This is a genomic window from Mesorhizobium norvegicum, from assembly GCF_004919685.1.
GTDB lineage: Bacteria > Pseudomonadota > Alphaproteobacteria > Rhizobiales > Rhizobiaceae > Mesorhizobium > Mesorhizobium norvegicum.
On sequence record NZ_SMYZ01000025.1, the window covers coordinates 49,756 to 62,391 of the forward strand.

The 12,636-nt window shown below is 64.7% G+C and carries 11 protein-coding genes; 7 read left to right on the forward strand and 4 right to left on the reverse strand.

Annotated features, from left to right (window positions below; genetic code table 11):
- Nucleotide 1: 1 nt before the first annotated feature.
- The 7 genes from FCU66_RS10755 to FCU66_RS10785 all read left to right on the forward strand — a co-directional run bounded on the left by FCU66_RS10755 (nucleotide 2) and on the right by FCU66_RS10785 (nucleotide 8,217).
- On the forward strand, nucleotides 2–1,627 hold the full coding sequence (locus FCU66_RS10755) for a GMC family oxidoreductase (protein WP_136619190.1): 1,626 nt from the start codon (nucleotides 2–4) through the stop codon (nucleotides 1,625–1,627).
- Between the two features lie 16 nt (nucleotides 1,628–1,643).
- Entirely contained in the window at nucleotides 1,644–1,964 is a 321-nt protein-coding gene (locus tag FCU66_RS10760; RefSeq protein WP_095771318.1) for an NIPSNAP family protein, read from the forward strand.
- A 122-nt stretch (nucleotides 1,965–2,086) separates the two neighbouring features.
- Nucleotides 2,087–3,154: a BMP family ABC transporter substrate-binding protein gene (locus FCU66_RS10765; protein ID WP_246093854.1), complete on the forward strand. Its 1,068-nt coding sequence runs from the start codon at nucleotides 2,087–2,089 to the stop codon at nucleotides 3,152–3,154.
- Between the two features lie 31 nt (nucleotides 3,155–3,185).
- The gene (locus tag FCU66_RS10770; RefSeq protein WP_136619191.1) at nucleotides 3,186–4,754 is read left to right on the forward strand and encodes an ABC transporter ATP-binding protein; all 1,569 of its coding nucleotides are present in this window, start codon (nucleotides 3,186–3,188) and stop codon (nucleotides 4,752–4,754) included.
- Nucleotides 4,751–5,788, forward strand: coding sequence for an ABC transporter permease (locus FCU66_RS10775; RefSeq protein ID WP_136619192.1), 1,038 nt, complete (start codon nucleotides 4,751–4,753; stop codon nucleotides 5,786–5,788). The genes FCU66_RS10770 and FCU66_RS10775 overlap by 4 nt, the downstream gene beginning before the upstream one ends.
- Complete coding sequence (locus FCU66_RS10780) at nucleotides 5,785–6,678, forward strand: ABC transporter permease (RefSeq protein WP_136619193.1); 894 nt, start codon at nucleotides 5,785–5,787, stop codon at nucleotides 6,676–6,678. The genes FCU66_RS10775 and FCU66_RS10780 overlap by 4 nt, the downstream gene beginning before the upstream one ends.
- A gap of 9 nt (nucleotides 6,679–6,687) precedes the next feature.
- Nucleotides 6,688–8,217, forward strand: a complete 1,530-nt coding sequence (locus tag FCU66_RS10785; protein WP_136619194.1) for an amidohydrolase family protein — start codon at nucleotides 6,688–6,690, stop codon at nucleotides 8,215–8,217.
- Nucleotides 8,218–8,274: 57 nt separating this feature from the next.
- Here the strand turns inward: FCU66_RS10785 and atzF are convergent, their stop codons facing one another.
- Genes atzF through FCU66_RS10805 form a run of 4 tightly spaced genes read right to left on the reverse strand, consistent with a single transcriptional unit; the run spans nucleotide 8,275 to nucleotide 12,632 of the window.
- Nucleotides 8,275–10,092: an allophanate hydrolase gene (atzF, locus tag FCU66_RS10790; protein WP_136619195.1), complete on the reverse strand. Its 1,818-nt coding sequence runs from the start codon at nucleotides 10,090–10,092 to the stop codon at nucleotides 8,275–8,277.
- Complete coding sequence (locus tag FCU66_RS10795; RefSeq protein WP_136619196.1) at nucleotides 10,089–10,439, reverse strand: cupin domain-containing protein; 351 nt, start codon at nucleotides 10,437–10,439, stop codon at nucleotides 10,089–10,091. Before FCU66_RS10795 ends, atzF begins: the two co-directional genes overlap by 4 nt.
- Nucleotides 10,432–11,100: a cysteine hydrolase family protein gene (locus tag FCU66_RS10800; protein WP_136619197.1), complete on the reverse strand. Its 669-nt coding sequence runs from the start codon at nucleotides 11,098–11,100 to the stop codon at nucleotides 10,432–10,434. The genes FCU66_RS10795 and FCU66_RS10800 overlap by 8 nt, the downstream gene beginning before the upstream one ends.
- Nucleotides 11,100–12,632, reverse strand: a complete 1,533-nt coding sequence (locus FCU66_RS10805) for an ABC transporter ATP-binding protein (protein WP_136619198.1) — start codon at nucleotides 12,630–12,632, stop codon at nucleotides 11,100–11,102. The genes FCU66_RS10800 and FCU66_RS10805 overlap by 1 nt, the downstream gene beginning before the upstream one ends.
- Nucleotides 12,633–12,636: the final 4 nt, after the last annotated feature.

The following is a 12,636-nucleotide window of genomic DNA, read 5'->3' on the forward strand; positions in this document are numbered from 1 at the left end:
TATGTCTGCAACCAAGACCTACGATTTCGTCATCGTCGGCGCCGGCTCGGCCGGTTGCGTTCTGGCCAACCGGCTGTCCGCCAACCCCGATCACAAGGTGCTGTTGCTGGAAGCGGGCGGTCGGGATTCCAATCCACTGTTCCGACTGCCCATGCTGATGGGCAAGCTATTCCAGTCTGGCATCTACAACTGGCATTATCACACCGAGCCGGAACCCTTTCTCAACAACCGCTCGCTCTATTGGCCGCGCGGCAAGGCATTGGGCGGCTCGTCCACCATCAACGGCATGATCTATGTGCGCGGCAACCGCCACGACTACGACCGCTGGGCGCAAATGGGGCTGCCCGGTTGGTCCTACGAAGATGTGCTGCCGGCCTTCCGCAGGTCGGAAGGACACATTCAGCGCAAGGATGCCCCGCATGGCACCGGGGGTGAGCTGACCGTCTGCCGGGCGCGCGGCTGGAACCCGCTGCTCGACGTGTTCTCGGCAGCGGGCGCGGAAGCCGGCTATCCGATGAACGACGACTTCAACGGCGACGAACAGGAAGGCTTCGGCAAATTCGACTTCACCATCAAGGACGGCAAGCGCTGGTCGACCTCGTATGCGTTCCTGCGCCCGATCGCCGGACGCAAGAACCTGACCGTCCTGACCAAAGCGCTGACCCAGCGGATCGTCCTCGCCAACGGCAGAGCCGCCGGTGTCGAGTTCTCCCATAACGGTACGCTACGTACCGCTCATGCCGAACGCGAAGTCGTGGTCAGCGCCGGCGCGGTGAACTCACCGCAAATCCTTTTGCTGTCGGGTATCGGGCCTGCCGACGAGCTCGCAGAGCATGGCATCAAGGCCATTCACAATCTGCCCGGCGTCGGCAAGAACCTGCAGGATCATGTCGATTGCGTGTTGTCCTACGAATGCACCCAACCAATCACGCTGTTCAGCGACCTGCGTGTCGACAGGCTGACCTGGTCGCTGGTCGAAGGCATGTTGTTCGGCCGCGGCATCACCACGACATTCCCCTATGAGGCAGGCGCGTTCATCAAATCGCGGTCGGATCTGGTTGCGCCCGACATCCAGCTGCATTTCATGCCAGCTCTGGAAAAGACCGCCAACCTGCACTTTCCCAATCCGTTCAAGCGCGCGGCTGTCGAAGCCAATCACGGCTTCACGCTGCGGGTAGGGCCTGTCAACCCGGATAGCCGGGGCGCCATCACGCTGGCATCCGCCGATCCCAAGATGCCGCCCAGAATCCAGGCCAATTATCTCGAAACCGAGTTTGATCGTCAGACCATGATCGCCGGCATTCGGCTGACGCGAGAGATCATCAACCAGCCCGCCTTCGACGCCTATCGCGGACGCGAGCTCGCGCCCGGTCCTCAGGTCGAGACCGACGCCGATCTTGTCGAATGGTTGAAGGCGACCGCCATGACAACATTCCATCCGGTCGGCACATGTAAGATGGGCAACGATGAGCGCGCCGTCGTCGACGCGCGTCTCAAGGTCCATGGCATCGACGGCCTGCGCGTCGCCGACGCTTCGATCATGCCGATCATTTCCAGCGGCAACACCAATGCGCCAGCGATCATGATCGGTGAAAAATGTGCCGAGTTCATCCTGAACGCTGCCTGACAGGACAAGGAACGTCATGATTGTCGAACACCGCACCTACACATTCCGGCCCGGCACGGTCGATTCCTGGATGCAGAAATACGAGGCCGAGGGCCTCCCTGTGCAAAAGAAGCACCTCAACCGTTTCCTCGGGCTCTACGTTTCCGAGATCGGGCATCTTCATACGACGGTTCTGATGTGGGGCTACGACAGCCTCGCCGATCGCGAGGCGCGTCGCGCCGCCATGTATGCAGACCCCGACTGGCAGAAATTCATCGGCGAAGTCTGGGCGCTGAACGCCATCCAGTCCCAGGACGTGATGATCATGAATCCGGCACCGTTTTCCCCCGGTGTCTGATGGCGAACACGAGCGTGACCGGGGACGGATGAGGCATCGGATGCCGCCTCAAGAAGGTGGCACCAGAACTTTCAAGGGAACGGCGAGCCGGAAACGCGGACGCCAAAAAAGGGATGACTATCATGACGAGCAATTTTGACGACCGTGCGATCCTCGCCGCGGGATTGAACCGCCGCAGCTTCATCAAGGCCGGCGCCAGCGCGGCAGCGCTTGCCGCCGTAAGCGGTGCGCTGTCCAAGGTGGCGTATGCGGCTGACGGATTCATCGCGCTGGTGCACACCCAGGCAGCGGGCGACCAGAGCGCGGTTGATTCCATGATCGCCAAGATCAACCAGCTGGCGCAGGAAAAGGGCCTTCAGGCGCGCGTCGTCTACGCCCAGGACCCTGCGACCTACGAAACCATCTTCCGCACGCTGGCCGATGCCGGCGCATCGGTCATCGTCTCGACCTTCAACGAGGTTGGCGAGCCGTTCAAGGCGCTGGCGCCGTCCTATCCCAAAACCAAATGGATCCAGCTGTTCGGCGACGCTATCGAGCCGCCGCTGCCCAATGTTGTGACCGTATCCTATGACTATTATCTCGGGTGCTATCTATCGGGTGTGTTCGCCGCGCGCATGACCAAGAGCGGCAAGATCGGCTATATCGGCGGCATCTCCATTCCCCCGCTCAACGCCGATTTCAATGCGCTGAAGGCCGGCGCTCTTTCGGTCAATCCGGACCTGACCGTGACTGCCGCCTTTGCCGGTTCGTTCCAGGACCCCGCCAAGGGCCAGGAAATCGCCACCCAGATGTTCAACGACGGCATCGACTACATCCAGACCGACTCGGCGGCCACCGATGGCGGCATCATTGCCGCCGCCAACGAGGGCGCGGGGCGCATGCTCTCCACCCTTGCGCGGGCGCAGTATCCACTCGGTCCGAAGTCGATCGTCGGCATCGTCAGCCTCGACTTCGGCCAGTCGCTCTACATCGAGGTCGGCAAGGCGCTTGGCGCGGAATGGGCTGGCGGCAAGCATGTCGCAACCGGTCTGGGCACCGGCGTGGTCGAATTCGAGCTGTCGCCGCTCTATGCCGAGCAGGGCCCGGCGGATCGGGTTGCCAAATCCAAGGAAATCTGGGCTGAGATCGAGAAGACCAAGGCCGGCATTCTCGACGGTTCCATCGTCGTGCCCTTCAACACCACGCTTTGAGCCTGTTGGCTGACAGGGCGAACCTGGACCGATGACCCCGATGGACAATCCCGCACTCGAATGCCGTGACGTTACCGTGGCCTATGGCAGCGTCATGGCCCTTTCGGGTGTGGGCATTGCATTCGAACGGGGCAAGATCCACGCCGTGGTCGGCCAGAACGGCGCCGGCAAAACCACGTTCGCTCGCGTCGCGGCCGGACTTGTCCGGCCGGCCGTGGGCGAACTCAGGATCAACGGCCAGCAGGTCAAGACAGGCAAGGTCAAGGATGCGCGCGCCGCCGGCGTCGAACTCGTGCATCAGAGCTTTGCCTTGCCGCCGTCCTTCACGGTGGCCGAAGCCATGGAGTTCGGGTCGGACAGAGGCGCCGCTATCTTCACCCGCTCGGCATTGCAGAAGCGCTGGGCGCCGCATCTCAAAAGCCTCGACGTCAATGTCGATCCGAAGCGCCGGGTGCGCGACCTGCCGGTCGAGACGCAGCAAGGCATCGAGATCGCCCGCGCGTTGGTCGCCGACGCTAGGGTTCTGATCCTCGACGAGCCGACGGCGGTGCTTTCGCCTTCCGGAATCGAGATGCTGTTCGAGCGGGTGCGCAAGCTCAGGGATCGCGGCGTCACCGTGATCCTCATCCTGCACAAGATCCGCGAGGTGCTGGCGATTGCCGATACGGTCAGCGTGCTGCGCGGCGGCAGGCTTGTCGACGGGCCGGTGGCCTGCGCCGAGATCGGCGCCAAGCGTCTTGCCGAGATGATCGTCGGCCCGGCCGTCGCCAGGACCCTGGCGTCGGGTGATGCCGACGCGGCGACCGGCCGAGGCGCACCAGCCGCGCACACGGCGAACCACCACACTCCGGCCGATGCTGGGCTGGTCCTCGACATGCGCGGCGTCTCCACGCTGAGCGACGCCGAAGGGCCTGCCCTGCGCGATCTTTCGCTCACAATCAAGGCCGGCGAGATCGTCGGCATTGCAGGGGTCGAGGGCAACGGCCAGCGAACGCTGGTGCGCGCCATCGCTGATCTTGTCGACGCGACACACGGCACGCTCGCCGTGGGCGGGGTCGATGTCACGGCCGCACCGCTGGCGCGCCGCCGCGCCGCCGGCCTGCGCGTCATTCCATTCGAGCGCAACACTGAGGGCTTGAGCCTCTCGAGCAGCCTGTGGGAAAACTGGTCGGCGCGCGAATTGCTGCAATCGCGCTTGCTGAGCGCCATCAATCCGGCGCGGCTGAAAAAGCGCTGTGACGAGGCGCTTCAAGCATGGGGCGTGCACTATGCGACCACCGGCCAGCAAGCGGGTTCACTGTCGGGCGGCAACGCTCAGAAGGTGATCCTGGCGCGCGAGGTCGATGCCGACGCCAAGCTGATCATCGCCGCGCAGCCGACGAGAGGTCTCGACATCGGCGCGACAGCCTTTGTCTGGCAATCGCTGCGAGAGGCACGCGACCGCGGCTGCGGCGTGCTCTTGATCTCCTCGGACCTCGACGAGCTCTTCGACATCAGCGACCGGGTCGTCGTCATGCTGTCGGGAGAGGTTGCCGGCACATTTTCGGCGCCCTACCGGATCGGCGCCGTCGGCGCGGCCATGACAGGGGTTTCCCAATGACGGGCAAATTCGTTTCGGTCTTGCGTGGGCTGATCTTCATCGTTATCGCCCTGGCGCTGTGCGGCGTCATTTTCCAGTTCGCCGGCTATTCGGCGCTCGGCATGTTCCACAGTGTCGCCGAAGGCGCGTTCTTCCGCCCGGGCGCATGGCAGCAGAGCCTGCGTTGGGCGCTGCCGCTGTTCATCACCGCCGCCGGTGTCGGCATTTCCTTCCGCGCCGGCTATTTCAACATCGGCGCGCAGGGCCAGTTCTACCTCGGCGCCATCTGTGCCGCCTTCATGGCCGAGTGGCTCAACGGCGCGCCCGCCTTCGTCGTCATTCCGGCCTGCTTTGCAGCCGGCATGACAGGTGGGGCGCTCTGGGCCCTGTGGCCGGGACTGCTGCGCCTGCAGTCCGGCACCGACGAAGTGATCACCACTCTGATGGGCAATTTCCTCGCTGGGCTGTTGCTGGTCTATGTCACCGCCGGCCCGCTCAAGGACCCGTCGGGTTCGGGTCAGCAGGCCTCCAGCCGGCCGCTCGCGGCTGCCTATCGCATTTCGGATTCGCTAGGCCTGTCGCCGACCATTATCGTGATCGCCGCACTGGTCGCGCTGGCGATGTGGCTGCTGGTCAATCGCACCGCCTTCGGCGTTCTGGCCAGCCTTGCCGGGCGCAACCCGACCATGGTGCAGTGGCAGGGCGCAACGGTCTGGCGTTTGGGGCTTTCGAGCTTTCTGATCTCCGGTGCCCTGGCGGGCCTCGCCGGCACCATCGAGTTCATGGGCCCCAACGGCCGTCTGGCCGGCGGGTTCCTGCCGACCCATGGCTTCACCGCTATCCTGATCGCGCTGGTGGCCAATCTGTCGGTGGTGGGCACGGCCTTCGTCTCGGTGTTCTTCGGCGGGCTTGCCTCGGCCGCGCTTTATCTGCCGATCATGGCAGGGCTGCCCTCGGCGGCCATCGAAATCATCAACGCCGCGATTGCGCTTTTTATTACTGCCAAATCCGGCTTCGTCGACCGCCTCCTGGCGTTCGGGAGGAGATCGGCATGAACGACATCATAGTCGCCATCCTGCGTTCCGGCACGCCGCTCATCTATGTCACCATGGCGGGCGTCGTGGCCCAGCGCGCCGGCATATGGAATCTCGGCCTCGAGGGACTGATGATCATCGGCGCATGCGCGGCGATTGTCGGCATCGTGCTGACCGGCTCGTTCGCGTTGGCGATGCTGATTGCCATCATCCTGTGCGTGCTGGCCTCGGTGCTGCTGTGGTTCGTCATTGAAAAGCTCAAGGCCAATCCGATCATCGCAGGCCTTGGATTGACCGGCCTCGGCCTCGGCGGCACGTCGCTTGCCGTCCAGGCCATCTTCGGCAGCCAGGCCGCCGTCACGGCCCCCTTCGGAGTGCCCAAGCTTGGCCCGGCTTTTGGACCTTTCGGGGTGCTGTCGATCTTCGTGCTGGCGATGCCCTTCGCGGTTTTCGCCATGTGGGTTCTGTTGCGGCGCACGCGCTTCGGTTTGCGGCTGGCGGCTTCGGGCGAGCACCCCTTTGCAGCCCGCAGCGTCGGCGCCAATCCCTCGCGCATGCGACTTGCAGCGTTGATCATTGGCGGGGTGCTTTGCGCCATTGGTGGCGCCGAACTGGCGGCTGGCAGTTTGCAGATCTACGCCCAGAACATGACGGCGGGACGCGGCTTCATGGCTTTCGCTGCGGTTATTTTCGGGGCAGCGCATCCGATCGGTTCCGCATTTGCCGCGCTGTTCTTCTCCGTGGTCGGCGCCCTCGGCATTCGCGCCCAGTTGCTGTTCGGCGATGCCGTTCCGCATGACCTGCTTTTGGCCCTGCCTTACATCGCGACGGTGTTCGGCGTCTGGCTCAGCGGCAAGCTGCGCGGCGGGCGCAAGGCCGCGACGGGCTTCGCTGAACTGCGCGATTACTAGGACACGCATATGCAAACGCTGATCCGCAACGCTACGCTTCTGACCATGGACGGACCTGAAGGGACCGTCCCATCTGCCGGAGATATCCTCATCGACGGCGCGATCATTGCCGCCATCGGCAAGAACCTGGTTGCTGCGCCAGACGCACGGATCATCGAGGGGCAGGGCAAGCTGGTGATGCCGGGGCTCGTCAACGGCCACACCCATTCCGGCGAGACCTTCCTGCGCGGCCGCTACCAGAACATGCCGCTCGAAGTCTGGCTGCTCTATGCCTATCCGCTGCTGATGGGCCCGGCGATTGCGCCGCGTCTGCTCTACCTGCGCACGATGCTACTGGCCATGGAGTCGCTGCGCAACGGCGTGACGACCCTGTGCGACGATTTCTTCGATCCGCCGGCGCATGATCTCGAGCGTCTCGGCACCGTGTTCAGGGCCTACAGGGACGCCGGCATTCGCGCCAATGTGTCGAGCGCGGTGATGAACGTGCACGCGCTCGATGCGCTGCCCTATGCGCGCGAAGTCCTGCCGCAGGCGTTACAGGACAAGCTCGATTTCGGGCCGCCTATCAGCGCCCAAACCTATGTCGACTATTGTCGCTCGGCCTTTTCGTCGCTGCATGGCATGGCCGGCCGTCTCAACTTCATGATCGCGCCGTCTGCGCCGCAACGCTGCACGTCCGACCTGCTGGTCGCCTGTCACGATCTGGCGCTGAAAATGCGGGTGCCGCTGCACACCCATGTGCTTGAAACCAAGACCCAGGCGATCACCGGGCACCTGATGTTCGGCAAGACCCTTGTCGCTTACATGCACGAACTCGGCGTGCTCGGCCGCAACACCACCATTGCCCATTCGGTCTGGGTTACCGACGAAGACATGGGACTGATGGGTGAGGCAGGATGCTCGATCGCCCACAATGCCGTTTCCAATCAGAAGCTCGGCGCCGGCATCGCGCCGATCCGCCGCCTGATGGATGCCGGCGTCACGGTGGCGCTCGGCACAGACGGCGTGTCGTCCAATGATACCGCCCGCATCTTCGACGTGATGCGGGTTGCCGGTCTCATCCACAGTGCCTCGGGGCCTGACTATGCAACATGGATTCCAGCCGCCGACATTCTTCGCATGGCGACAATCAATGGCGCGCGCAGTGCCATGCTGGAGGACGTTACCGGCTCGCTCGCCGTAGGCAAGGCGGCGGACCTGATCGTGCTCGATCTCGACACCTATGCGTTTATGCCGCTCAACGACATCGACAAGCATCTGGTGTTTTCGGAGAACGGATCGTCGATCGAGATGGTCATGGTGGCCGGCGAAATCGTCATGCGCAACGGCTGCCTGACCACCGTCGACGAGACCGCGATCTTCGCCGAAATCCGCGAGACGGTGCCCGCTTTTTTAGCCGAGCACGCCGAGCTCGAACGGCTCAACAGTGTGTTCGATCCCTACTTTGCCGAAATCCACCGCCGCGCGTCGCAGGAGAATCTGGGGTTCAACCGCTATGCCGGCGACGCGCCGGCCTGGAGCATCTCGAACTGGCGCTAACAGCTGGGGTGTGGGCGACGGGGCAGTGGGCCTTTCGGTGCTGATCGCTTTGGTCTGCTATGTTCTTGCTGGGGCCGAGTTCTTGCTGGGGCCGACGAAGTGGCGCCAGCCGCCGAAGGACGAGATGTCGGACGCACCGCTGAGGCCAGCGGTTTCGACCAGGAAGCCTTTGGCCGAACTGCCGTCCTCGAGCTCGATGGTCCCGATGCCGAGCGGTGGCGGGATGGCCGCGACGAAGCGGCCGAAGGCATCGGCCGACAGCCGCCAGACTTCGACCTCGACGGCAGCGCCGCCCTCGGCGACACGGAGCAGCCCCGGCTTGGGCACGGACTGGCCAGCCAGCGCATAGAGCCTGTAGGCGGCGCATGTCTTTGCCGAGCGCGAGAACCGTGCGCCGAGCTGGCTCAGTTGGCCGTTGAGCGGCATCCCCGAAAGATGCGCGCCAACAACCACGAGATCGATCATGCCATCATCGGCTGATGAAGCTGCAGGCAGAAAACCCGGCTGCTGCCAGCCGGTTGCGCCGAGCGAAAGGCCGCTCGCCGCATGCAGGTCGCGGGCGAGCGCCGCTGTCAGCGCATCGCGGCCGGCCGGCGCCAGCAAGGTGACGCTCATCGGCAGGCCGTCATCGCGCTTGCCTGTCGGCACGGCGATGCCACACATGTCGAGCAGGTTGACGAAATTGGTGTAGGTGCCGAGGCGGCTGTTGGTCTCGATCGGATCGGCGAGCACGGCGGCGGTGGTGTAATGCGTCGGCGCGGTCGGCACGCAGAGCAGGTCGACCGAGGCGATGACGGGAGCGAGCTTCGCTCTGTAGGCCTGCAAGGCATAGAGGCCGCGGAAAGCGTCCGCCGCCGAAAGGTTGCGCGCGCCGCCGATGATCTTGCGCGTCACCGGATGTAGGGCCGCTTCGTTGGCCTCCATGAAATCGCGGATCGCCGCATAGCGCTCAGCCACCCAGGCGCCTTCATAGAGAAGGTTGGCGGTGGCGTAGAAATCGCGGAAGGGGATTTCTACCAGCCGGCAGCCAAGCCGCGACAGCGTTGCAAGTGAGGCCTCGAAGCCGGCTTGCATCGCCGCATCGCCGAAGAATTTCAGGTCGGCCTTTGCCGGGATGCCGACGCTCAGCACCGGCGGGCGTACGGCGAGCGGCTGGACGGCGATGTTGCGCGAATACGGATCGGCCGCGTCGCGCGCCGCCGCCACCGAGAACACCTGATAGGCGTCGTCGACGGTCAATGCGAACACCGAGACGCAGTCGAGCGTGCGGCAGGCCGGCACGACGCCGGCGGCCGACAGCGCGCCGAGCGTCGGCTTCAGCCCGACAATGTTGTTGAGGCCGGCCGGGATGCGGCCGGAGCCGGCGGTGTCGGTGCCGAGCGCAAACGAGACGATGCCGCGCGCCGTCGCCACCGCCGACCCCGACGATGAGCCGCCCGGCACCAGCTCGGCGTCGATGGCGTTGCGCGGGATCGGCCAGGGCGTGCGCGCGCCGACGAGACCGGTGGCGAACTGGTCGAGATTGGTCTTGCCGACGACCAGCGCGCCAGCCGCCCTCAGCCGTGCCACCACGGTGGCGTCCCTGTCGGGCCAGTAGGTATATTCGGCGCAGGCCGCCGTCGTCGGCATGCCGGCGACGTCGATATTATCTTTTACGGCGAAGGGGACGCCCCAGAGCGGTTTGGCCACCGGGTCGAACGGGCAGAGGGCGGCAGCGGCCGCCAGCAGCGCGGCCTTGTCGGCCAGATGGATGAAGATGCCGGGATCGTCGGCGGCCCTCAGGCGGGCATGCACCGTCTCGATGACTTCGTCTACGCCGATGCCGGCCGCGTAGGCGGCGTGCAGGCTGCCTATGTCGAAGCGCAGGTCGCTCATTTGGCCTCCCCCAGAATGATCACCGGCAGGTCCCACTGGATCAGCACGACGCAGCCGTCTTTCGTCCACACCGAATGCTCGGTGCCGACCGGATTCAGCACGACGCTGCCGGTGGGATAGTCGCCATTCTCGTCACTCTGCGTTCCTTCCAGCACGACGATGGTCTCCAGCCCGACATGGCGGTGGCGCGGCACGCCGGCGCCGGGCCGGTAGCTGAGGATGGCGACCGACGGTCCCACCGGCCCGCCCTTTAGCAGCCAGTGCACACTGATGCTGTCGCGGAAAGGCTCGAACGCCAGATCGCGCCAGCCGCCGTCGAGCAGGCCGGCAAAGGCAAGATTAGACATTGGCAATTCCCTTGAGTACCTGGTCGGTGGTCGCTGTCCAGCCGACGATGGCGCCCTGCGCCCTGATCATGGCCATCGCCGCTGCCTTGAACTCGGGGAAATAGCTTTCCGTCGCGTCCTCGGCGAGCAGGCACTCATAGCCACGGTCGTTGGCCTCGCGCATCGTCGTCTGCACGCAGACCTCGGTGGTGACGCCGGCAAAGACCAGCTGCCCGGCTCCGAGCCTCTTGAGGTCCTCGTTGAAGGAGGTGGCGTAGAATGCGCCCTTGCCGGGCTTCTCGATGACGATCTCGCCCGGCAGCGGCGCAAGCTCGTCGAGGATCGCCGTGCCCGGCTCGCCGACGATCAGCACGCGGCCCATCGGCCCGACATCGCCGATGCGGATCGACGGATTGCCGCGATTGCGCTTGGCCGGCGGCAGGTCAGAGAGGTCGGGCCGATGGCACTCCATAGTGTGGATCACCGGCAGGCCGGCGGCGCGGAACCCTTCGATTAGTCTCTTCACCGTCGGCACAATGGCGGTGATGCGGCTGACATCGTTGCCGAGGCTGGCACCAAAACCGCCGGGCTCGGCGAAGTCGCGCTGCATGTCGATGACGATCAGCGCCATGCATTCAGGCTTGAAGACGAAGGCAAACGGCTGGGCATCGATTTCGGCCATCAGTGATGTCCCGCCATATGCTCGCCGATGGTCTGCACACTCGCGCCGGCGATCGGAGTTTCGTAGACCAGCGCGCCGTTCGACATGACGAAGATGCGGTCGGACAGTTCGAGCAGCTCGTCGAGATCTTCGGACATCAAAAGCACCGCAGCCCCGGCATTGCGCGCCTTCATGATGCGGGCGCGGATTTCCGCCACCGCCGAGAAGTCGAGGCCGAAGCATGGGTTGGAGACGATCAGCAGATCGACCTCGCCGGTCAGTTCGCGCGCCAGCACAGCGCGCTGCACATTGCCGCCCGACAGCGAGGCGATAGGCGACGACAGCGATGCTGTCTTGACCTTGAACTGTTCGACCAGCCGGGCACTGAACGCGCGGATGGCACTGGTGCTGATCCAGTTCACCGGCTTGCCGTTGCCGTCCATGTCGAAGGTGCGGAAGGAGATGTTCTCGGCCACCGTCATTTTCGGCGCGCAGGCATTCTTCAGCGGCTCTTCGGGAATGAGCCGCACGTTGAACGCGCGGGCCTCGGCGCGTGTCGCCGCATAGGCGGCCCCACGCACCAGCACATCGCCCGCGTCGCGCGGCCGCTGGCCGGCCAGCACTTCCAAAAACTCCTTCTGACCGTTGCCGGAAATGCCGGCGATGCCGACGATTTCGCCCGAGCGCACGCCAAGATCCTCGATGCTGATGGATTTCAGCCCGGTTCTATCCGGCGCCTTCAGCGACCTGACCTTCAGCACCGTCTCGGCATCGGCCTTCGGCGCGGCGCGGCTGTCGAGTGCGGCGATCGGCTGGTCGCCGATCATCATCGCCGCCATTGCCTTATGGTCGAGGTCGGCGACGCGGCCGGTTCCGGTCAGCCTGCCTTTGCGCAGCACGCTGACATCGTCGGCGAAGGCCGTGACCTCATGGAACTTGTGCGAAATCATCAGCACGGTGAGGTCACCCGCCTTTGTCATGTCGCGCACCAGGCCCAGCACTTCCTGCGCCTCGCCAGGCGTGAGCACTGAGGTCGGCTCGTCCAGCACCAGGAAACTGCGGCCGAGATAGAGCTGCTTGATGATCTCCAACTTCTGCTTCTCGCCGGCGGCAAGCTCAGCCACCTTGACGTCGAGCGGCAGCTTGAACGGCATGCGTCCCATGAATACGGCGAGGGCGCCACGCTCCTTGCGCCAGTCGACAATGCCAGGCACTTTTTCACGCGAAATGACGAGGTTCTCTGCTCCCGTCAGCGACGGCACCAGCGTGAAATGTTGGTAGACCATGCCAAGGCCGAGCGCTGAGGCATCCTTGGGGCTGGCGATCGCCACCTCGCGGCCGTCGACCAGCATGTCGCCGGAGGTCGGATGGTAAAAGCCCATCATGCATTTGACCAGCGTCGACTTGCCCGCGCCGTTCTCGCCGAGCAGCGCGTGGAAGGAGCCGGCCGGCACCTTGACCGAGACATCGTCGAGCGCAGTGAAGGCGCCGAAGCGCATGGTCATGCCGATGGTCTCGACGCCGACGGCCTTCTTGCCGGTGATCCCGCTCATCCTC